At 61.2% G+C, this 21115-nt stretch carries 26 protein-coding genes; 1 reads left to right on the forward strand and 25 read right to left on the reverse strand.

The window, feature by feature from the left end; genetic code table 11:
* Nucleotides 1-9: 9 nt before the first annotated feature.
* From recN to ACFFT4_RS20565, 24 genes are all read right to left on the reverse strand, one after another.
* On the reverse strand, nucleotides 10-1695 hold the full coding sequence (gene recN, locus ACFFT4_RS20450; RefSeq protein ID WP_378050669.1) for a DNA repair protein RecN: 1686 nt from the start codon (nucleotides 1693-1695) through the stop codon (nucleotides 10-12).
* A gap of 29 nt (nucleotides 1696-1724) precedes the next feature.
* Nucleotides 1725-2174, reverse strand: a complete 450-nt coding sequence (ahrC, locus tag ACFFT4_RS20455; RefSeq protein ID WP_378050670.1) for a transcriptional regulator AhrC/ArgR — start codon at nucleotides 2172-2174, stop codon at nucleotides 1725-1727.
* Nucleotides 2171-2638: a hypothetical protein gene (locus ACFFT4_RS20460; protein WP_378050671.1), complete on the reverse strand. Its 468-nt coding sequence runs from the start codon at nucleotides 2636-2638 to the stop codon at nucleotides 2171-2173. Before ACFFT4_RS20460 ends, ahrC begins: the two co-directional genes overlap by 4 nt.
* A 185-nt stretch (nucleotides 2639-2823) precedes the next feature.
* Entirely contained in the window at nucleotides 2824-3687 is an 864-nt protein-coding gene (locus tag ACFFT4_RS20465; protein ID WP_378050672.1) for a TlyA family RNA methyltransferase, read from the reverse strand.
* Nucleotides 3687-5582 (reverse strand): 1-deoxy-D-xylulose-5-phosphate synthase, encoded by a 1896-nt coding sequence (gene dxs, locus ACFFT4_RS20470; protein WP_378050673.1) that lies wholly within the window; start codon nucleotides 5580-5582, stop codon nucleotides 3687-3689. Before dxs ends, ACFFT4_RS20465 begins: the two co-directional genes overlap by 1 nt.
* Before the next feature lie 180 nt (nucleotides 5583-5762).
* Nucleotides 5763-6674 carry a polyprenyl synthetase family protein gene (locus tag ACFFT4_RS20475; RefSeq protein ID WP_378050674.1) on the reverse strand — a complete coding sequence of 304 codons (912 nt, stop codon included), beginning with the start codon at nucleotides 6672-6674 and terminating at the stop codon, nucleotides 5763-5765.
* A gap of 47 nt (nucleotides 6675-6721) precedes the next feature.
* A complete protein-coding gene (gene xseB, locus ACFFT4_RS20480; protein WP_378050675.1) occupies nucleotides 6722-7006 on the reverse strand; it encodes an exodeoxyribonuclease VII small subunit in 285 nt (94 codons plus the stop codon).
* The gene (gene xseA / locus ACFFT4_RS20485) at nucleotides 6999-8366 is read right to left on the reverse strand and encodes an exodeoxyribonuclease VII large subunit (RefSeq protein WP_378050676.1); all 1368 of its coding nucleotides are present in this window, start codon (nucleotides 8364-8366) and stop codon (nucleotides 6999-7001) included. The genes xseB and xseA overlap by 8 nt, the downstream gene beginning before the upstream one ends.
* Before the next feature lie 10 nt (nucleotides 8367-8376).
* Nucleotides 8377-9228 carry a bifunctional methylenetetrahydrofolate dehydrogenase/methenyltetrahydrofolate cyclohydrolase FolD gene (gene folD / locus ACFFT4_RS20490; RefSeq protein ID WP_378050677.1) on the reverse strand — a complete coding sequence of 284 codons (852 nt, stop codon included), beginning with the start codon at nucleotides 9226-9228 and terminating at the stop codon, nucleotides 8377-8379.
* On the reverse strand, nucleotides 9225-9686 hold the full coding sequence (nusB, locus tag ACFFT4_RS20495) for a transcription antitermination factor NusB (protein ID WP_378050678.1): 462 nt from the start codon (nucleotides 9684-9686) through the stop codon (nucleotides 9225-9227). The genes folD and nusB overlap by 4 nt, the downstream gene beginning before the upstream one ends.
* Nucleotides 9687-9777: 91 nt before the next feature.
* Entirely contained in the window at nucleotides 9778-10008 is a 231-nt protein-coding gene (locus ACFFT4_RS20500; protein ID WP_094050926.1) for a DUF2273 domain-containing protein, read from the reverse strand.
* A gap of 15 nt (nucleotides 10009-10023) precedes the next feature.
* Nucleotides 10024-10587 (reverse strand): alkaline shock response membrane anchor protein AmaP, encoded by a 564-nt coding sequence (amaP, locus tag ACFFT4_RS20505; protein ID WP_378050679.1) that lies wholly within the window; start codon nucleotides 10585-10587, stop codon nucleotides 10024-10026.
* Nucleotides 10588-10742: 155 nt separating this feature from the next.
* Complete coding sequence (locus tag ACFFT4_RS20510; RefSeq protein ID WP_378050680.1) at nucleotides 10743-11150, reverse strand: Asp23/Gls24 family envelope stress response protein; 408 nt, start codon at nucleotides 11148-11150, stop codon at nucleotides 10743-10745.
* A gap of 147 nt (nucleotides 11151-11297) precedes the next feature.
* On the reverse strand, nucleotides 11298-12647 hold the full coding sequence (gene accC / locus ACFFT4_RS20515; RefSeq protein WP_378050681.1) for an acetyl-CoA carboxylase biotin carboxylase subunit: 1350 nt from the start codon (nucleotides 12645-12647) through the stop codon (nucleotides 11298-11300).
* Nucleotides 12648-12666: 19 nt separating this feature from the next.
* The gene (gene accB, locus ACFFT4_RS20520) at nucleotides 12667-13158 is read right to left on the reverse strand and encodes an acetyl-CoA carboxylase biotin carboxyl carrier protein (protein WP_378050682.1); all 492 of its coding nucleotides are present in this window, start codon (nucleotides 13156-13158) and stop codon (nucleotides 12667-12669) included.
* A gap of 241 nt (nucleotides 13159-13399) precedes the next feature.
* A complete protein-coding gene (locus tag ACFFT4_RS20525) occupies nucleotides 13400-14044 on the reverse strand; it encodes a SpoIIIAH-like family protein (RefSeq protein ID WP_378050683.1) in 645 nt (214 codons plus the stop codon).
* 41 nt (nucleotides 14045-14085) lie between these two features.
* Entirely contained in the window at nucleotides 14086-14739 is a 654-nt protein-coding gene (gene spoIIIAG / locus ACFFT4_RS20530) for a stage III sporulation protein AG (protein ID WP_378050684.1), read from the reverse strand.
* A 12-nt stretch (nucleotides 14740-14751) separates the two neighbouring features.
* A complete protein-coding gene (gene spoIIIAF, locus ACFFT4_RS20535; protein ID WP_378050685.1) occupies nucleotides 14752-15498 on the reverse strand; it encodes a stage III sporulation protein AF in 747 nt (248 codons plus the stop codon).
* Nucleotides 15499-15517: 19 nt separating this feature from the next.
* On the reverse strand, nucleotides 15518-16762 hold the full coding sequence (gene spoIIIAE / locus ACFFT4_RS20540) for a stage III sporulation protein AE (protein ID WP_378050686.1): 1245 nt from the start codon (nucleotides 16760-16762) through the stop codon (nucleotides 15518-15520).
* A gap of 28 nt (nucleotides 16763-16790) precedes the next feature.
* Nucleotides 16791-17180 carry a stage III sporulation protein AD gene (spoIIIAD, locus tag ACFFT4_RS20545; protein ID WP_378050687.1) on the reverse strand — a complete coding sequence of 130 codons (390 nt, stop codon included), beginning with the start codon at nucleotides 17178-17180 and terminating at the stop codon, nucleotides 16791-16793.
* A gap of 9 nt (nucleotides 17181-17189) precedes the next feature.
* Nucleotides 17190-17393, reverse strand: a complete 204-nt coding sequence (spoIIIAC, locus tag ACFFT4_RS20550) for a stage III sporulation protein AC (RefSeq protein ID WP_094050916.1) — start codon at nucleotides 17391-17393, stop codon at nucleotides 17190-17192.
* Between the two features lie 68 nt (nucleotides 17394-17461).
* Nucleotides 17462-17989, reverse strand: coding sequence for a stage III sporulation protein SpoIIIAB (gene spoIIIAB / locus ACFFT4_RS20555; protein WP_378050688.1), 528 nt, complete (start codon nucleotides 17987-17989; stop codon nucleotides 17462-17464).
* Complete coding sequence (spoIIIAA, locus tag ACFFT4_RS20560) at nucleotides 17982-19118, reverse strand: stage III sporulation protein AA (protein WP_378050689.1); 1137 nt, start codon at nucleotides 19116-19118, stop codon at nucleotides 17982-17984. The genes spoIIIAB and spoIIIAA overlap by 8 nt, the downstream gene beginning before the upstream one ends.
* 98 nt (nucleotides 19119-19216) lie before the next feature.
* Nucleotides 19217-19480, reverse strand: coding sequence for a YqhV family protein (locus ACFFT4_RS20565; protein WP_378050690.1), 264 nt, complete (start codon nucleotides 19478-19480; stop codon nucleotides 19217-19219).
* A gap of 199 nt (nucleotides 19481-19679) precedes the next feature.
* Between ACFFT4_RS20565 and comA the strand changes: the two genes are divergently transcribed.
* Nucleotides 19680-20504, forward strand: coding sequence for a phosphosulfolactate synthase (gene comA, locus ACFFT4_RS20570; protein ID WP_378050691.1), 825 nt, complete (start codon nucleotides 19680-19682; stop codon nucleotides 20502-20504).
* A gap of 36 nt (nucleotides 20505-20540) precedes the next feature.
* On the opposite strand, the gene ACFFT4_RS20575 is transcribed toward comA, so the two are convergent.
* Nucleotides 20541-20981 (reverse strand): superantigen-like protein SSL4, encoded by a 441-nt coding sequence (locus ACFFT4_RS20575; protein WP_378050692.1) that lies wholly within the window; start codon nucleotides 20979-20981, stop codon nucleotides 20541-20543.
* Nucleotides 20982-21115 lie beyond the last annotated feature (134 nt).

Genomic DNA, 21115 nt, shown 5'->3' on the forward strand with positions numbered 1-21115 from the left:
TTCGCGTCGTTACGCGTTTTTTCGGATCTCCGCCAAGCTAAGCATTTCTTGTGCGTGATGACGGGTTTTTTCCGTTACTTCCACTCCGCCGAGCATCCGCGCAAGCTCCTCGATCCTCTGCTCCGGAGACAGCTCCAGAACCGACGTATGCGTGCGGGACCGCTCGTTCACCTGCTTGCGGATTTCGTATTGATGGTCGGCCATGCACGCCACCTGAGGCAGATGCGTAATGGCGAACACCTGGCAATGGCGCGACAGCAGGCTCAGCTTCTCGGCGATTGCCTGCGCCGCCCGGCCGCTGACGCCGGTGTCCACTTCGTCGAAGACGAGCACGGGGATTTCGTCGATGCGGGCGAAGATCGCCTTCAGCGCCAGCATCACCCGCGACATCTCCCCGCCGGAGGCGATTTTCGCCAGCGGCTTGGGCGGTTCTCCGGGATTCGTCGACAAGATGAACTCCGCGGTATCGATTCCCGTGCTTGTCAGCTCCGCCGCGCCCAGCTTAACCTCGAACACCGAGCGTTCCATCTGCAGCTCGGCCAGCTCCTGCTCGATCTGCCGGGCCAGCACCCTGGCGGCGCTTCTGCGGATCTCCGACAGCTTCTTCGCCCGCTCCTGCAGCTCTTCTCTAAGCTGCGCCTCCTGCGCGGTCAGCTTCTCGAGCAGCTCCTCGCGGTTGTCGAGCTGCTCCGTTTCGGCTTGAATTTTGGCCTGATAAACCAATATATCCTCAATCGTCTCGCCGTACTTGCGCTTTAATCCGTGCAGGACGTCCAGTCGCTGCTCGATCTGCGCGAGGCGCTCGGGATTGAATTCGATGTTCTCCTTATAATCGCGAAGCTGAAAAGACGCGTCCTCGGCGCTGTAATACGCGCTCTGAAGCTGCTCCACCAACGGCTGGAGCGACGCGGAGTCGAACTTTACGATGTCCTGCAGACGGCTCAGCGAGCGCGACAGCGCTGCCAGCCCTTTCGTGCCGTATAGAAGGTCGTAAGCCTCCGTGACCGCTTCCGCAAGCTTCTCCGCATGGGCTAGTTTGCTCCGCTCGTCGGCAAGCGATTCATCCTCTCCCGCTTTTAACCGGGCGGAGGCGATCTCCTCCAGCTGAAATCGGTACAAGTCGAGCATCTGCATGCCCTGCCTGGACTTGTCCTCCAGCTCGCGCCGTTCCCTGCTGACCCCGACGTACCGATGGTGAAGCTGGCGATACGCCGCCTTCTCCTCGCGGATGTCTTCTCCCGCGAACAGATCGAGCCATTCCAGATGCTTCTCCGTCTTCAGCAGCGATTGATGCTCATGCTGGCCGTGGATGTTGACCAGATGCTCGCCCACTTCCTTCAGCATCGTCAGCGTGACGCTCTGACCGTTAATCCTTGCCGAGGATTTGCCGTGCGACAGCAGCTCCCGGCGAATGAGCAGCGTTTCGTCCCTGTCGGACTCGATACCTAACCGTTCAAGCGTCTCCCATACCGGATGGGCCGGCGGAAGATCGAATACCGCTTCGATATCCGCCTTGTCGCAGCCGTGGCGAATCATTTCGGCGGAGCCCCTTCCTCCGGCCGCCAAAGTCAAAGCGTCGATCACGATCGATTTTCCCGCGCCCGTCTCTCCCGTAAGAACGTGAAATCCGGCGTGAAAAGCGACGGATACGTTCTCGATGACGGCCAGATTATGAATGGTTAACTCCCGAAGCATAGTAAGCCCCCTTGGACCCGCTAGTCTGATTATTGCATGATATCGTTGATTCGCTTCAGCACGTCTTCCCCATGGTCCTTCGTCTTCGTAATGATCAGCGTCGTATCGTCTCCTCCGATCGTGCCGATGATTTCCGGCCAATCCATGCCGTCGATCAGCGCCGCGATCGTCCCCGCCGTGCCCGGCAAGCATTTCAGAACGACAAGGTTCTCGGCGGAATCCGCCCCCAAATAATGGTCGAGCAGCGCCCGTTTCAGCTTCTGGGCCGGATTGTAGCGCTGTTCCTGGGGCATCGAATATTTGTAGCGTCCGTCCTCGAGCGGGACTTTGATCAGCTGCATTTCCTTAATATCGCGCGACACGGTCGCCTGGGTCACCTGCATGCCTTCCAGGCCCAGCGCTTCCACGAGTTCTTCTTGCGTCTCGACTTCCCTTATGCCGATCAACTCGCGGATTTTGCGTTGACGTTGACCTTTCATTTCTCGCCAGCCTCCACTTTGAATCGTACCGTTTTAATTTGACGCTCTTGCGGAAGCACGAGGACGATGCCGTGGCAATCGGGGAACAGCAGCGCATAGACGAGCAGTCTTTCGCGCAGTCCGCTTGCCGTCCATTCCATCGGCTGCCTCGGACGTTCGAGCTTCACCAGATAGTATTTATTTTCTTTCTCGGCCAAATAATCGAAATAGAGGCGGGTCGGCATGACCGGCCCGTCGTCTACGGACACTCCGAGCGGAATGCGGTGCTTCCCCGACAGAACATGGAATCCCTGTTCCTTCAACAAGCTTACGTGCTCGTCCTCTTCGACGCCCCCTGCGACCGCCAGCCTGCGCAAACGCGCGTCCGGAGGCTCGTGCAGCCAGCGGTCCACTCTTCTGACGATCCACCACCCCATCACGCCCGCCGCAATGAGCATAATGAGCCAATCTCCGACGCTATCCATAACCGCCTCCCGAACGTTCCGTTACGGAGAGCCGAGCTGTCTGGACAAGTTGTATCCGTTGTTATTGTTTTCGAGATTACACGTCGGTTTTCCTCTTTGATTCAGGCAAAAACCCGGAGATGCGCGCGGCCCGGATCGATTCCTCAGGCCGTTCTTCGGCAGCTCCGGGTCTTCCGGACAAATCCTTATGATGGGCTTCGGCGGAAGGCGCGCCCGGCTTCCTCCACCGTGCCGTCGATCAGCTCGGCGAAGGAAGGAGCCGCTGCCGGGGAAGCCGGCGAGTCTGCCGGAATACCGGTCTCCAGCCGCCAATAAGCCAGAAATTCGATGTTGCCTTCGCCTCCGGTAATCGGAGAGAAGGTCAGCCCCTGCAGCGCGAACCCAAGCGCGGCGGCCGCGGCCAGAACATCCCTTAGCACTTGCGCGTGAACAGCGGGATCCCGAATGACGCCCGATTTGCCGACATGCTCCCGTCCGGCTTCGAACTGCGGCTTGATCAGGGCGATCGTCCGCCCTCCGGCCTCGAGAATCTCGGCCAGCACCGGCAAAATCAGCTTAAGCGAAATAAAGGAAACGTCAATCGTCGCGAAAGTCGGCTGCGGGCCTTCCAGCCGATCCGCCGTCATATGACGGAAATTGGTCCGCTCCAGCACCTTGACCCTCTTGTCCTGGCGCAGCGCCCAATCCAGCTGGTTGTAGCCGACATCCACCGCGTACACCAGCTCGGCTCCGTTCTGCAGCGCGCAGTCCGTAAAGCCCCCCGTCGATGCGCCGATGTCCAGCATCGTCGCCCCTTGCAGGTCCAGGCCGAAGTGCTTGATCGCCTTCTCCAGCTTCAGCCCGCCGCGGCTCACGTAGGGATGCACCGAGCCTTTGACGGTAATCGCCGCGTCGCGCGGAACCTTCGTTCCCGCTTTGTCCACGCGTTCCGTTCCGACAAGCACAAGCCCCGCCATAATGGCGGCTTTCGCTTTCTCGCGGCTCTCGAAGTATCCCTGCTCGAGAAGCAGCAGGTCGAGCCGCTCCTTGGCCGTCTGCGTCTTCTCCATCAGGTCGCCCTTTGCCGCTTGCGCACGGAGAGCGAGGCCAGACGCTGGGCGAGGTTTTCGGCCGTCAGTCCGACCTCCTCGCGCTGCTCCTTCACGGTCGCATGCTCCACGAATACGTCCGGGATGCCCGCCAGATGAACCGAAGCCGGCTGAACGCCCTGCATCGCGTAAAATTCCAGAACCGCGCTGCCCAGGCCGCCATGTACGGCGCCCTCCTCCACGACCATGATCGGCAGCCTCTCCTTGGCCAGAGACAGCAGCATCTGGCCGTCGAGCGGCTTGACGAACCGGGCGTTGACGACACGTACGTTAATACCTTCCCGCTTGAGCAAATCGGCCGCTTCCTCGGCGACCTGAACCATCGGCCCGATCGCCAGCACGGCGGCGTAGTCGCCTTCGCGCACCGTCTCCCACGTTCCGATCTCGATCGAAGACATCTGCTCGTCGTACGCGACGCCGACGCCCTCGATTCGCGGATAACGGACCGCGATCGGGCCTTGGTCGTAATGCACCGCCGTATGCAGCATATTTCTCAGCTCGTTCTCGTCCTTGGGCATCATGATGACCATGTTCGGAATATGCCTCAGAAACGCGATGTCGTAGGCGCCCTGATGCGTCTCTCCGTCGGCTCCGACGAAGCCGGCGCGGTCGATCGCGAAGACGACGTTCAGATTTTGGCGGCAAATATCGTGAACGACCTGGTCGTAAGCGCGCTGCAGGAACGTCGAGTACACGGCGAAAACGGGCTTCATTCCTTCTATCGCCAGCGCCGCCGACATCGTTCCGGCATGCTGCTCCGCGATCCCGACGTCGTACATCCGATCCGGGAACCTCTCGGCGAATTTCAGCAGGCCCGAGCCCCCGGGCATCGCGGGCGTAACGGCGACGATGCGCGAATCGCGCTCCGCCAGCTCGATCAACGCGTTGCCGAACACCTCCGTATACATCGGAGAGCCGACCGGCTTGATCACCTGGCCGGATTCGATCTTGTACGCTCCCGATATGCCGTGCCATTTGTGCGAATCGGCCTCCGCCGGGGAATAGCCCTTTCCTTTCGTCGTCAAGACGTGCACGAGCACCGGGCCGTCGATCTGGTCCGCTTGCTTGAACGCCTCGAGCAGCTTGTTGACGTCGTGGCCATCCACGGGACCGAAATACTTCAAGCCGAATTCCTCGAACAGCATGCCGTCCGGCGCGATCAAATATTTCAGGCTGTCCTTGACGCGGTCCGCCGTGCGGGCCAGCTTGCCGCCGATGGCGGGCACCTTGCGCAGCAGCCAGTCGAGCTCGTCTTTCGCTTTGCGGTAGATCTTCTCGGTTCTGACCTTGCCCAAATAATTATGGATAGCCCCGACATTGGGAGCGATGGACATTTCGTTATCGTTAAGTACGACCATCAGGTTCCGCTTCTCGTGCCCGATATGGTTGAGCGCTTCCAGCGCCATCCCGCCCGTGAGCGCACCATCGCCGATAATCGCGACGACTCGGTTCGATTCGCCCTTCAGATCGCGCGCCAAAGCCATCCCCATCGCCGCGGACAGAGAAGTGCTGCTGTGGCCCGCTTCCCAGACGTCATGCTCGCTCTCGTTGCGTTTCACGAAACCGCACAACCCGTCCTTCTGGCGCAGCGTGTCGAAGCGGCCCTGCCGTCCCGTCAGCATCTTGTGGACGTAAGCCTGATGCCCGACATCGAAAATAAACTTGTCGCGCGGGCTGTTGTAATGATAGTGAAGCGCCAGCGTCAGCTCAACTACGCCGAGGTTCGGCGCCAGGTGCCCACCGGTCGCGCTCAGCTTCCGAATGAGAAAATGCCGGATTTCTTCCGCCAGCTGAGGAAGCTCGGGTAGCGCTAGTTTCTTCAAGTCATCCGGACTGTCGATATGCTCGAGCAGCAAGTCATGTTCCCCGCTTTCCCCACATCAATGTTAGAGCCATTATATCATAACCCGGAACCAATGCCCAATTCCTGCGCGAACGGCACGTTCGCGAAAACAACCGAGCCCCGCCCGGTTCGAAGGGCGACAGTCGCGCCTTTCGTCCCGCTCGGGGCTCTTCGTTCGAATCTTTAATCGACTTCAATGGTCCCGATTCAGCAAATAATCCGCGATCTCCAGCAGGCGGTCCGGCTTGGCCAGCCCCGCCTGCAGCAGCGCTTCGGACGCTTCCCGCGTCAGCTCGGAGACGCGCACCCGGCTCTCGTCCAGGCCGAGCAAATACGGGTAAGTCACCTTCTGCTGCCGCTCGTCGCTCCTGACCGGCTTGCCCAGCTTATCCTCGGTGCCGACCAGGTCGAGAATGTCGTCCTGAATCTGGAACGCCAGGCCGACATTGCGGCCGAAGCGGCCCAGCCCGTCGAGCTGCCGTTCGTCCGCCTCCGCGGCGTGCCCGCCGGCCCGGAGCGAGAAGGCGATCAGATCGCTCGTCTTGTGCAGATGGATGTGCTCCAGCTGCTCGAGCGAAGTGATTCCCTGTTCGCCGAGCATATCCGACACCTGTCCCCCCACCATGCCCGGAAGACCCGCGTAGCGGGACAGGTCCCGGACGACGGCAAGCACCCGCTCGGGCGGGACGCCGGCCTCCGCGGCTCCCGCAGCGACATGGAAGGCGTGCGTAAGCAGCCCGTCGCCGGCGAGAATCGCCATCGCTTCGCCGAACACTTTATGATTCGTCAGCCGGCCCCGCCGATAGTCGTCGTCGTCCATCGCCGGCAGGTCGTCGTGAATAAGCGAGTACGTATGGATCATCTCCACCGCGCACGCGAAAGGAAGCGCCATGGAGGACGTCTCCTCCCTGCCCGATACGGCTTCGGCGGCCGCCAGCGCCAGAATCGGCCGGAGCCTCTTCCCCCCGGCCAGCAAGGAATAATCCATCGCTTCGCGCAGCCGTTCGGGAATCGGCCAATCCGCCGGAAACACGTTGCCCAGCGCGGCCTCTACCCGCTCGCGCCGCTCCTGCAAATATGTATGCAATCCCACCGAAGTCTTCACGTCATAACCCCTCTGCTCCAAACCTATGTATGCAGGCGCGCCGAAATTTATTCTTCTTTGCTCGCGGTAAACGGCTTGCGCTGCGGACCGGAATCGCCTTCCACCAGCATTTCGATGCGGCGCTCGACCTGCTCCAGCTTCTGTCCGCACAGGCGCGACAGCGTCATGCCTTCCTGGAACAGCTCGATCGCCGTCTCCAGCGGAACGTCGCCGCTTTCCAGCTTGGCGACAATCGTCTCGAGCTTCTCCATGGCCAGCTCGAACGACATTTCCGCCGCCCCGCTCTCCCCGGTCGCGGCCGCCTCGGCTTTCCCCGCTCCGTTGTTAGCCATTCGCTTGCTCCTCCCCATGTATTCCCCAAATTTGGCAATCCAGCTTCCCGTCCGTCACGCGGATACGGATAAGATCGCCCGGCTGAACCTCGTTAATCGACCGGATCAGCTTCTTCTCCCCTTCGTCGTAGGCCAAGCTGTACCCGCGAGCCATAACCTTAAGCGGGCTGAGCGCGTCGAGCTGCCGGACCAGAGAACCGTAACGGCTCGACTTGTCCCGCGCGATCGAGTTCATCGCCAGCTCCAGCCCTTTCGCCGCAGCCGTCACCCGCTGGCGGGCATGCACGACCTGCTGGCGCGGGTTAACCGCCTGCAGCCTGCCCGCGAGTCTGGCCGCGCGCTCCTGGGCGCGCCCCTGCTCCGTCCCCATCCGGTAGCGCAGCGCCTCCTTCAGCCGGTCCAGCCGCTCGGCCTGGGCCAGCAGACTGCGGCGCGGCTGCGTGAAGTACGGCGAGCGGGCGGCATGCTGCCATCGCTCTCTCGCCGCTGCAAGCCCGCTTCTGAGCGCTCCGGCCATTCGCTGCTCCATATGGGCCAGCTCCTGCCTCAGCTCGCCGATGTGCCGGACCGCGATCTCGGCGGCGGCCGTAGGCGTCGCGGCCCGCAAGTCGGCGGCGAAATCCGCGATCGTAAAGTCCGTCTCGTGGCCGACGGCGGAGATGATCGGAATCGCGGAATCGCGAATCGCGCGGGCAACGGCCTCCTCGTTAAAGGCCCACAGCTCCTCCAGCGAGCCGCCTCCCCGCCCGACGATCAGCACGTCGGCCGCGCCCAGCTCGTTCATCGTCCGAATCGCCTTGACGATGGAAGGAGCGGCGCCCGTGCCCTGCACGGCCACGGGATACAGCAGCACGTGCACGCCCGGATTGCGGCGCTCCAGCGTAATGAGAATATCCCGGACGGCGGCTCCCGTCGGCGACGTAATGACGCCGACTGTGTGCGGATAGCGAGGCAGCTCCCGCTTCGCTTCCGGATGGAACAGCCCTTCCGCCTCCAGCTTGCGCTTGAGCTGCTCGAACGCAAGGTACAGACTGCCGATGCCGTCGGGCTGCATCGCCGTCGCGTAAAACTGATACTGGCCGTCGCGTTCGTAGACCGATATGCCGCCCCGCGCCAGCACCTTCATGCCGTTCTTCGGCGAGAAAGGCAACCTCTGATTATAGGATGCGAACATAATGCATTTAAGCCGGGCGTTCTCGTCCTTCAGCGTGAAATACATATGGCCGCTGGAATGAAATGTGAAATTCGAAATTTCGCCGCGCAGCCAGACGTCCTGCAGCCCGGCGTCGCCTTCCAGCTTGCTCTTAATGAGTCGGGTAATATCGCGAATCGTTAACGCGCGCGCCGGATCTCCCCTCATCCCGATCGCCCTAACCGCGCGAACGCCTGGCCGCCTTCAAGGTGTTGGCCATCAGCATCGTAATCGTCATCGGTCCTACTCCGCCCGGCACCGGCGTAATCCAGCCGGCCGTATCCAGCACGTCGTCGAAGTCGACGTCCCCGCACAGCTTGCCGTCCGGAAGACGGTTCACGCCGACGTCGATCACGACCGCGCCCGGCTTGACCCATTCCTTCTTCACCAGCTTCGGCACGCCTACGGCCGCGACCAGAATATCGGCTTGCCTGGCGACCTCCGGCAGATTCGGCGTCCGGGAATGGCAGATCGTCACCGTCGCGTGCTCGCGCAGCAGCAGCATCGCTACCGGCTTGCCGACGATGTTGCTGCGGCCGATCACGACGGCATGCTTGCCGGCCGGATCGTTGCCGGTCCGCTTCAGCAGCTCGATGACCCCGGCCGGCGTGCAAGGCAGCAGCGTGTCGTCGCCGATCATCAGATTGCCGACGCTCTCCGGATGGAAGCCGTCCACGTCCTTCTCCACCGCGATCGCGTCGATGACGGCTTTCTCCTCGATATGCTTGGGCAGCGGAAGCTGCACCAGAATGCCGTTTACTTTGTCGTCGCGATTGTAGCGCCCGATCAATTCGAGCAGCTCCTGCTGGCTCGTCTCGGCGGGCAAGCGCACCACCTCGGAATAATAACCGAGCTGTTCGCAGGCTTTCGCCTTATTGCGGACATACACCTGCGAAGCCGGATCTTCGCCGACCAGAATGACGACGAGCCCAGGAACCGTACCCTCCGCCTTCAGACGTTCCGCCTCCAGCTTGATCTCCTCGCGAATCGAATCGGAAATTTTTTTGCCCTCGATCAGTTGCGCGCTCACTTCCGGTCACTCTCCTCGGCTTTGTTCTCTTCTCTCTCTTTCATCATCCGTCCCAGCACCCCGTTAACGAACTTGCCGTTCTCGTCGCGGCCGAAATGCTTGGCCAGCTCGATCGCTTCGTTAATGACGACTTTAGGCGGCACGTCCTGCCTGTACAGCATCTCGTAGACGGCGAGGCGCAAAATTTGGCGATCGACGCGCGACAGCCTGTCCACCTGCCAGCCCGTCAAATAGACGACCAAGCGCTGATCGATGATCTGCAGCTTGTCCTGCACGCCTTGCACCAGTTCTCTCGTGAAGGCGTCGATGCTGCCGAGCTCCGTCACGTCGGTGCCGATTTCATTGTCCTGACGGGCTTCGTCCATTACCGTATCGACGGCTTCGGGCCCGGTCACTCCGTTCATTTCGATCTGGTACAGGCTCTGTACCGCGATTTCCCTTGCCAGTCTGCGCTTCATGAGTCCTCCCGAATGTTTCAGCCATGTTCCCCTGCATTCAACCTATAATTTTTTCCGTAAACGCGCAAAAAATCCCGTGCATTCGCAGGGATTATCGCGACCAAGGCCAACGGTCAGACACCCAGTCCGTCAATCTCTCGAGCGGAAAGATCGGGCCGCGCCGTTCGTCCTTCTGTTTGCCAATCCAATAACCGATGCCAATGAGCAAAGCGCAAAACAGCATATCCCAAAATCCGCTGATCAAATAAATAATGCCGAACAAGAGACCTGCCGCAATGCCTGCGATTCTGCCGCCGTAGGTTTCCAACCAAGCTTTCCACATAGGCGGTCCCCCCTTCTATTCCACGCGGCTCTTAAAGGTAGCGGGCGCCTGCGTCACATTCGCGATAAAGACGGAAACTTCCGCCACGGGGATGCCCGTCGCTTCCTCGATCTGCTGCGCGACCGTGCGCTGCATTTCCTCCGACATCGCCGGAATCGAGCCCTCTCCGTCCACGAACGCCCGGATCAGAATGCCGAGTCCGGCTTCCGATACCCTGACGCGCGCGCGCAAATCCTTGACGCCCCGCGTCCGCGACGCGGCCTTCAACGCGAGGTTCTCGACCGTCTCCACCGAAATGCGAATGTCCCCGTGCTCCGTTCGCTGATTGATCGAAGGAGCGGAATTGCCGTCTCTGCGAAGCGCGACGTACCAGAAGCGAACGCTGAGGAGCAGCAGCAGAACCGACACTCCAATAACCGAAATCTGCACGACGCGCACGCCGCCCGTAAAGTCGGATACGACCTCTTTCAGCCATTCCTCGGAAAATCCGCCGCCGGCCACCGCGATCGCTACGATCGCCGCGACGGCGATCGCCAAACTATACACAAACAGAAGCAGCCTGTCCAATACTTTAATCAACGAATAAGCCCTCCCTGCTTCCAGATCGAATGATACGCTCCATGATCGCGAAAAGGCCTCTGCGAGAGTCATCCCGCAGGAAACTCTCGTCAGAGGGCCGTCATCCGCAGACCGAAGCTGTTGCGAAGCCGCGGAATTCAGGTGCGGCCGCGCCGTTATCGGACACGTGCATGGGATTCTTCTTCTTCGGGTTTCTCGCTTGTCTTGAAGTGAACGTCATGAATATGTACGTTGACTTCAATCACGTTTAATCCCGTCATCGATTCGATCGAACGTTTGACGTTGCGTTGAATTTCGGTCGAAATCTCAGGAATCTTGTGGCCGTAATGGACGATAATGGATACGTCCACGGCAGCCTCCCTCGACCCGACTTCCACCTTCACGCCTTTGGACAGATTCTTGCGTCCGAGCAATTCGGCAATGCCGGACGACAAGCCGCCGCTCATGCCGGCGACGCCGTCCACTTCGACGGTGGCCAAACCGGCGATCACCTCGATGACCTCCGGCGCGATCTCGATCGTGCCGAGATCGGTCTTCTCGAAATCCGGGGCTATCATTTCCATTCGCAGTTCCACCTCCATATCCGGACCTATTCGCGTAAGTCCGAGCGTCCGACTTCACTACTTATAAATATAGCATTCCCGGATTATTATGACAAACGCTTGGCCCGTTTTTTTGTACGGTGCCAAATCCGCGTGCAAATTCCCCCGTCAGAGGCCGATATCGTTCTCTTCGAGAAACTTGATATCGAACGTGCCTTTGTTGAAGATCGGATGGTTCATCAGCTTCAGATGGAACGGAATCGTCGTCTTGACGCCTTCCACGATAAATTCGCTCAAGGCCCGCCGCGCTCTGGCGATCGCTTCCTCGCGCGTCGGCGCCCATACGATCAGCTTGGCGACCATCGAGTCGTAGTGCGGCGAGATGACGTACTGCGGATAAGCTCCGCTGTCCACCCGCACGCCCGGACCGCCCGGTGGCAGGTAGAAGCCGACGCGGCCTGCGGATGGCATGAAATTGCGCTCCGGGTCCTCCGCGTTGATCCGGCATTCGATCGCCCATCCGTCGAACTTCACGTCCTCCTGCTTGAAGGACAGCGGCTCGCCTTCGGCGACGGCGATCATTTCCTTGATCAAGTCGATCCCGGTAATCATCTCCGTCACCGGATGCTCGACCTGAATGCGGGTATTCATCTCCATAAAGTAGAAGCTGCCGTCCGGCCCGAGCAAATATTCGATCGTCCCGGCGCCGGAGTAGTTCACGGCGCGCGCCGCGCGAACGGAAGCTTGACCCATGCGCTCGCGCAGCTCCGGCGTCATGATCGCGCACGGCGCTTCCTCGACCAGCTTCTGGCGGCGGCGCTGCACGGAGCAGTCGCGCTCGCCCAGGTGCGCCACGTTGCCGTGCTTGTCGGCGATAATCTGGATCTCGACGTGCTTCATGCCCGTCAGGAACTTCTCCAGATAGACGCCGGCGTTGCCGAACGCCTTCTCGGCTTCCTGGCGCGCGGTCGTAATTTCCCGGATCAGCATCTCCTCGTTGTCCGCGATCCGGATGCCGCGTCCGCCGCCTCCGGCCGTCGCCTTGATGATGACCGGATAGCCGATCTCGCGGGCGACGCGAACGGCGTCGTCGAGGTCCTCCAGCAGGCCGTCGGAGCCGGGAATGACGGGCACGTCGGCGTCCTTCATCGTCTGCTTGGCGATCGACTTGTCCCCCATCCGGCTAATCGCATCCGACGACGGGCCGATGAACGTTATATTGCACGATTCGCAGATCTCCGCGAAGTCGGCGTTTTCCGAAAGAAATCCGTAGCCGGGATGAATGGCGTCGCAATCGGTCAAGGTGGCGACGCTCATAATGTTCGTCAGGTTCAGGTAGCTGTCCTTGGACGCGGTCGGCCCGATGCAATAAGCTTCGTCGGCCAGACGAACGTGCAGCGACTCCCTGTCGGCTTCGGAATAGACCGCTACCGCCGTAATGCCCAGCTCGCGGCATGCGCGGATGATTCTCACCGCGATCTCGCCTCGATTGGCGATCAGTATCTTGTTGAATTTCAAAGCGAAGTCCTCCTCGGGATTATTCCGGCTTTACTAGGAACAGCGGTTGGCCGAACTCGACGAGCTGTCCGTTCTCCACGAGAATGTCCACGATTTCTCCTTTGATTTCCGCTTCCAGAGGATTCATCAGCTTCATCGCTTCCAGAATGCATACGACCGTCTTGTCGGAAACCTTGTCTCCGATGTTCACGAACGGCGGAGCCTCCGGGGACGGGGAACGATAGAACGTCCCGACCATCGGGGAGACGATTCGGTGCAGGTTGGAAGTGTCGGCCTCGGCAGCGGCTTTCGCCTCCTCGGCGGGCGCGGCGTGCCCCGTCGGCGCGGCATGCGCGACCGGAGCTTGCGGCAGGTATGTAGTAGGGAAGGAAGGCGCTTGCACGTTAACAACTTCGGTGCGGCCCGGCTTGCGGATCGACAGGCGCGCGCCTTCGTTTTCGATTTCCAGTTCGTGCACGCTCGTTTGGTCCACCAATTTGATCAATTCTTTAATTTCGCTCAGCTTAAACATTTCGGTCACTCCTTGATTCGGGATTCCCCGTCTGAAGAAAGCACATTCGAATACGAGGCTCGTTCGCACCCGCAACGGGATTATTATACCATAAACGTTCGAAATGGAAAGAGCATTGCGTTCCCGCGGGTTTTCCCCCGGGCCCGCAAGCGCGAAGAAGGCTGCCCGGAGGCGGATCGGGAGATCCGCTTCCGAGGCAGCCCTGCCTCCGCTGTCCTTCCTTGCCGCGCCGGCGTCCGAATCATTCCACGTATTGGACGCTGACCCGGTCGGGACCTACGTTAAGCTCTTTCGTCGCCATGTCGATAATCTCGATCGCCTGCTTCTTCTCGAGCTTGTCGCTGAGCACGATGATCTTGAATTTGGACTCGGCTTCGTCCACGACGGCGTTGTCGAAGTCCTGCAGCAGCTTTTCCTGCAGGCTTGTAATCCGGGCGTCCAGATCCTCCAGCCGGCCCAGCTCCTCGGCGGCGGCCGTCGCTTCCTCCTGGGTCGCTTTCGTGTTGCCGATCACCGAGCTTAGCGCTTCCGCCCGCTCGCTGACCTTGTTCATCCGCTCGTAAGCGATCTGCTCCAGACGGTCGTTGCCCGTCGCGTTGGCGATTCCCTTCAGCACCTCTTGGTCCTCCGACGAAATTCCGCCGTCCGCGCCCGTCGCTTCCGTCTCTTCTCCCGTCGCCTCGTCCATCATCTGATCGACCTGCTGCACGGTGACGCCGTCCGGGTCGATTACCGACACCTTGCCGGCGTCCTCGATGACCTGGTTCGCGCCGCCGGCGGCGTCGTTCGTCGACGGGGCGTCCTCGCTGAACAAATAATAGGCGGACAAAATGACCATCAGGCTAAGCATCGACACGAGCCAGATCGTTTGGCGTTTGTTGTTCATTGTTCCATTCCTCCCGGAATCTTCGTAATTTTATAGATCCGTCACGTTTTGCGGGGAACGACGGAGATGCGGTGGATCGGCACGTCCAGTCCGCCCGACACGGCTTCCGCGATCAGCTTCTTGACGGTGATGTTCTCCGCGCCCTTGGCCACGATCATCACCCCGCGGATTCGCGGCTTGATCTTCTTGACGACGATCGGCGCCTGGACGCCCGACGAAACTTCGTACAGCACGACCTGGCCGTCCTTGGAGATGTCGGTAATGTGCCGTTTGGCGCCGTTGCGGTCCGTCTCGTCCGTGATCGCCTGCATCTGCTTCTCGTTCAGCTGCACGACCGTCTCTTCCGTGGAATCGACCGTGACGAGAATATCGACGGTGCCGACTCCGACGATTTTTTCCAGCATCCCCTTGAGCCGGCTCTCGAACTCCGCTTCGATGTCGGCGAACGTCGAGACGCCTTTGTCGTCTCCTCCGCCAAGGAACGTCTCCTGCTGCGGCACGTCTTCGTCCCTCGGGGGAGAATAGTCCGGAGCCTTGGAAGGATCGATCGGCTTCATGTTGAGCAGGGACGCCGCGAGCAGCAAGGCCGCGCCGATCAGGCCGAGCAATATGAGCCATCGGAACGCCTTCACCCGGCGGGGTCCCCCGGAGCCTCCGCCGATGTAGGACTCGAGCCGCTCCAGCCATTTCGCCATATCACACCTCTCCTACTGTGCCTGGCGCGCGTTTTGCGCCTCGCCCGGCAGCTTGACTTCGACGATGGAGGAAGCGATGCCGAAGCGGTCCGCGACGAGCGCGGCGATGCCCTTTCGGGTTTCCCGGTCGAGCCGCTCGTCTTCTTCGGCTGCGCTTTCCGCGACCGTCCGTTCATCCCCGGTCGCCCGCTTCCCTCCGACCTCGACTTCGATCTCGACGTCCGCCACCGCTTCCACCGCCACGTCGCGGATCGGTCCGTCGTCCGTCTCCCCGCCGCTCCTTGAGCCGGCCGCTTCCGCGCCATCCGGCTCCAACTCGATCGTCACTTTCGCGACCGCGAGCGAGCCGTCCGACACCTTCTCCAAACCGACTTTCACCCGGCGGACCGGATGACCGCCCGCTTTCTCCACCTCGCCGCGGATCTCGGTTTCCAGCTTGGCCGCCGTCAGCTCGGCCGCTTGGGCCAATCGGCTGTCACGCAGCCTGGCGCCTTCCTCCTCGATCATCGCGAGCTGCCGGTCCGCTCCGGCCGGCGCTTGCTCGACGGCCTGCAGCCCTTCCGCCAGCCGGCTTCCGAAATCCCCCTTGATCCATTGCATGATCGGCGTCGCCATCGTCAGCAGAATGAACAGTCCGGCGACCAATCTGACGTAGCGCTGCATCGTCCGGTTGGGGAGCAGCAGATCGATGAGAGAAGCGAGCAGGAGGACGGCGATCACCTGCCGCAGCCAGCCCGACAATGCGTTCATGATGTCCATCCGGCGGATCGCCTCCCGTTCATCGGATCATAAGGGCGGCATTGCCCGCCGTCAGAATGATCGTCACCGCCAGGAAAAACATCAGCCCGACCGAGGCCAGAGCGGCGAAGACGTAGATCAGCGTCTTGCCGATCGTCTGCAGGCACTGCACGATCGGCGTATCCCCCAGCGGCTGCATGATCGCCCCCGCCAGGTTATAGATCAGCGCAAGCGTCAAAATTTTCAGGGCGGGGAAGGCGCACAGGAAGATCAGGACGATGACCCCCGCCAGTCCGACGGCGTTCTTGACGAGCAGGCTCGCCGACATGACGGCGTCGGTCGCGTCCGAGAACATCTTGCCGACGACGGGGACGAAGTTGCCGGTGACGAACTTGGCCGTGCGGAGCGCCACCCCGTCCGCGACCGCTCCCGTCGCCCCCTGCACCGACAGCACGCCCAGGAAGACGGTCAGCAGGACGCCGAGCAGACCGACGCCCGCGTTGCGCAGCAGATTGGCCAGCTGCGTCGCCTTGTACCTATCGGTAATCGCGCTGACGAGATGCAGCACCGCCGAGAAGAACAGCAGCGGGAAGACGACCAGATGCACGAGCGTCCCGATTGTATGGATCATGAACACGATCAGCGGATGCAGCACCGCGACCGACGTTACGCCTCCCGTGCCCGCCAGCAGCGTGAGCAGCAGCGGCACCATCGCGAGCATGAACTGCACCATGTTGCCGATCGCCTCGGCCGCGTACGCGGTCGCCGTACGGAAGCTGTTCACAGCAAGGATGATCACGATCAGATAGGCGATGCCGTAAGCGACTTTGCTGACCGTGCCCCGCTCGAACGCGCTCTGCATCGTCTCCAGCAGCATCGTGAACACGGTCAGCAGAACGATCGTCACGAGCAGCTTTCCGCTGTACAGAACCTCGTGCAGGAAAAACTTCGCCAGTCCCGACAGCACTTGCCCGATATTCCAGCTCTCCCCCTGAGGGAACATCAGCTCGCGCAGCTCCGGCAGCTTGCCTTCGGGAAAATAACCGCCGTATTCCGTCTTCAGGTTGTTCCAATATTGCTGAATGCTCCCCAGTTCAAGCTCCTCGCTCTGCCTGAGCGCCAGATCCTCCGGCAGCTGGCCCGGCTCTTCCCCCGTTGGCCGGGTTCCGTCCGAAGCGGGCGCGGAGCCCGAGCTGGCCAGCGCGGTCGAAGCTCCCGCGAACAGAAGGGCGGCGAGCGCCAGCAGCGGCAGTATCCACTTGAATCCGGGTCCGGTTCGCCGCATTCCGTCTCTCCTCCCATCTTCGCGTCCGTCAAGCGGGCAGCAGATTCAGCACCGTTTCGACGATGACGCTGATGATGGGCACCGCCATGACGAGAATGAGCATTTTTCCGGCAAACTCGATCTTCGACGCCATGCTTTCCAGCCCCGCATCCCGGACGATCTGGGCGCCGAACTCGGCGATGTAGGCGATCCCGATAATTTTCAGCATCGTCTTCAGATACACCGACGGAATGCCCGACCGGTCCGCCAGCTCCTCCAGCACGGAAATGACGTCGCCGATCTTGCCTACAAAAGCCAGGAAAATGCCGACTCCGACGAACGCCGCCAGCAGATAAGCGAACATCGGCTTTTGCTCGCGGATAACGAGAATGAGCACCGTGGCCAGAAACCCGATTCCGACGATCTGAAGAATATCCATCCGCCCCACCTACTGGAACAGGAAAATCGTCTTGATTTCCTGGAACAAGTCATTTAGCATCCGGACGACCATGAACAGCACGACTACGAAGCCGATCAGCGTAACCCAGTGCGCCATATCTTCCTTGCCCATCTGCTTCAACACCGTGTGAATCATCGCCACGATAATGCCGATGCCGGCGATCTGAAAAATGGTGCTGATATCGATGTTCATCGCTATGGCCTCCTAAATTGTGCAACGAATGCGCCAAGGCGTAATCGCCCGTTCCCGTCCAACAACGTCTAGAGCATCAAAATCACGACCAGCGCCGCCCCCAGCATGCCCAGGCTCCGGCTCAGCTTCTCGTATTTCTGCTGCTCCTCGCGGGCCGCCGCCTCCTCCGCCTGCAGCTGGTGGAACGCCAGCTTCAGATGCTTGAGCTGGTCCTCCCGGCCGCTGCCGCCAAGAATCGCTCCCAGTCTGAGCGCCGCTTCCTTCTCCGGCTGCTTCATCGCCGTCGACGGCCAGCACTCGCGAATCGCCTTCTCCCAGCATTCCCGCACCGTTTCCCCGGATTTTGCCCGCTCGCCGGCGAGAGAGTCGGCAATGCTGGCGAAGAGGGTCGACAGCGGCTTCGGAACGGCGGCGGCGATTGCGCCCAGCGCTTCGGGCAGCGGGGTCCGGCCGTAGCCGATCTCCGTCTCCAGACGCTGGAAAGCGTGGAGCAGCTCGCGGATTTGCCGCGGCCTCGCGGCGTAACGAGCCGATTGCACCAGCCCGATCATCGTTCCCGCGAACAGGACGAGCAGCACGCCGATGAATTTAAGCATCGCCGCTCCCCTCCTTCAGACCGCCGCTGGGCGAACGAATGACCGGCATCGGACGGGATTTCACCGTGACTCTGGCCGCTTCGCCCGCCGGCGGGCCCCCGTCCCGCCAAGCGGCCGGCTCCGCGGGCGCGTCTCTGGGCATCGCCGCCCGAGGGCCGCTGCGTTCGCTCTCGCGCGCCGCCTCCTCCGCGGCGACGATCCGATGCGCCACGCTGCCGCCCGACTTGTTCAGGAACACGTAAGCGCCGAATGCGCCCTCCGCGGCCAGCTTGCCGAGGACCGGCCTCGCCAGCACGTCGGACATATCGGCGGCATGGGCGGTCGCCAGCACCCGCACGCCCGCATGAATCGCTTCCCGCACCGCCTCGGCGTCCTCCTGTCTGCCGATCTCGTCCACGACGAGCACTTCCGGAGACATCGAGCGAAGCATCATCATCATCCCTTCCGCTTTCGGACACGCGTCGAGCACGTCGCAGCGCGGCCCCAGATCGAAGGTCGGCACCCCGCGCTCGCTGGCGGCGATTTCCGAGCGTTCGTCCACGATGCCCACTTTCCGGCTTCCCCACCCTCGCGCCGACGGATGGTGCCAGCTTCCCGAGCTGATGCAGCGGGCCAGATCCCGGATCAACGTCGTCTTGCCCTGCTGCGGCGGGGAGACGACCAGCGTATGGCGAATCGTTTTGGCCCGAAAATCCAGCAGTCCGGGCAGCACCCGGCTGCCGAATCCGGGATGAGCCCGCGCGATTCGGACGTTAAAGCCCGCGATGTCCTTCAGATGGGAGACGGCGCCCGCCTCCAGCACGGCCCGTCCGGCCAGTCCGATGCGATGGCCTCCGGCTACCGTTACGTACCCCCTGCGAAGCTCTTCCTCCGCCGCATAAATGGAATGGTTCGTGATGCGCTCCAGCAGCGCCCGGCACTGGTCGCGCCCGGGATAATAAGCTTCCCGGCCTTGCTCGGTCAACGACCCGTCCTCTCGAATGAACGAATAAAGGCTGCCGAATCCGACTTCCAGCGGCCGATTCTCGCGAATGCGAATCTCTTCCAGCGATTGCTTCGCCGCTTCGGGCATTCGCTCCAGCACCGCGCGCAAGGAAGCGGGAAACAGCTCCATGACCGGTTGCGGCAAGACGACTCCCCCTCTCCGCCGGTAGTAGATTATTGCTTGTTCATATGTATGCTTGGACATTGGGATTATGCCTGCTTGGCCCGCCCTCCGGGAAAGTCTCATTTTCTTAATATTCCTATTAACAAGCAGCCGACCCCTGCGAGAATCCAGACGAATTTGGAAGGCGACAGCTTGTCCGCCAAGCCGACCAAGCCGATCGTCGTCGTAGAGATGAGAATGAGCGGTCCGACCAGCGCGAGCATCGAGTTGACCGCCAGCGCCTTCTGAACGTCGTTGAGCCGAAGCATGACGAGCGCGGCGATCAATTCGAGACTGCCGGACAGCATTCTCAGCATCGCCATGCTGAATGCGGCCTTGTCCACGGGACATTCCTCCTTAACGGTTGCCGAGTCATGCTATTATCTCTATGCCGGCCCGCCCCGCAACTTGTCTCTTGATTTTGCGCGCAGCCGCGAATCGGGCGTAAAAATTGCGAGAATAAGAGAGAAGCACCATCCTCTGGGCGAATGCATATATTGTTCGAGTATTATCCACCTTTGCTGCGAACGAGGAGAGTTGAGCATGCGAAACACAACCATGCAATCGGAGTGGCCCGTTGTGCTGACCGATCCCAGCGGGAGAAGAGCCGCCAAGCCCCGTAAGGCGGGCCGCACGATGGTGCTGGACAAAGGCCTCGGACTGAACGCTTTCGAGGATTTGCTGAATTTGTCCGGGGAATATATCGATATCGTCAAGCTGGGCTTCGGCACCTCCCCCCTGTACCCAACGCCTCTGCTCCGGCGGAAAATCGAACTGGCCGCCGAGCACGGCATCGCCGTCATCCCGGGAGGCACTCTGCTGGAGGCCGCGGTCCGTCTCGATGTCGTGCCGGGTTTTCTCCGCCAGGCGCTGGCGCTTCGTTTCACGGGCATCGAGGTATCGGACGGCACGATTCGGCTCGAACGCGGACTGCGCGACGAGCTGATCCGGGACGCGAAAAGCCTGGGCCTGCAGGTGTTCACCGAGTACGGCAAAAAGCAGCCCGGCTCGCGCATCGACTTCGCCGACTTCTCCTCCACCTTGGAACGGGATCTGGCCTGCGGCGCGGATCTGGTCACGGTGGAAGCGCGGGAATCCGGCATCGATGTCGGCCTGTTCGACGAGAAGGGGAGCTGCCGCGAAGAGGATCTGCTCTTCATCCGGAACGCGCTGCCGAATCAGGAACGGATTCTTTGGGAAGCGCCGCTTAAAGAACAGCAGGTCGTCCTGCTCAGGGCGGTCGGCCCTCAGGTCAATCTCGGCAACGTTTCGTTCCATGACGTGCTCGCGCTCGAAACGATGCGCAGGGGCCTTCGCTCCGACACGTTCGATCTGCAGCGGTCTCCTTACTGCGATTACATGATCTGACCTCGCGCAGCCGTAAAGAAACGATGACCGCCCCACCTACTCTCCCCTCATTACAGCCCGGCAGGCATATTCGGGCAGATGCACGCTTTTAGCGGTCTGGGAGGCCGTTACGCTGGCACTTTCGGGCAGCTGCCCGCTTTTAGCGGTCCGGGAGGCCGTTACGTTGGCACATTCGGGCAGCTGCCCGCTTTTAGCGGTCTGGGAGGCCGTTACGCTGGCACTTTCGGGCAACTGCACGCTTTTAGCGGTCTGGGAGGCCGTTACGTTGGCCAATTCGGGCAACTGCACGCTTTTAGCGGTCTGGGAGGCCGTTACGCTGGCACTTTCGGGCAGCTGCCCGCTTTTAGCGGTCCGGGAGGCCGTTACGCTGGCACTTTCGGGCAGCTGCCCGCTTTTAGCGGTCCGGGAGGCCGTTACGCTGGCCAATTCGGGCAACTGCCCGCTTTTAGCGGTCTTGGAGGCCGTTACGTTGGCCAATTCGGGCAACTGCCCGCTTTTAGCGGTCTGGGAGAAGCCGTCGATTAACTGTGGCTAAACACAACGCCTTCTCTCCCACTCGGTAATTTTGCGAGTTCATGTGGGACAGGAGGCGTTTTTTGACGTGCTTGCTG

It is taken from the genome of Cohnella cellulosilytica, assembly GCF_042431195.1.
Taxonomy (GTDB): Bacteria; Bacillota; Bacilli; order Paenibacillales; family Paenibacillaceae; genus Cohnella; species Cohnella cellulosilytica.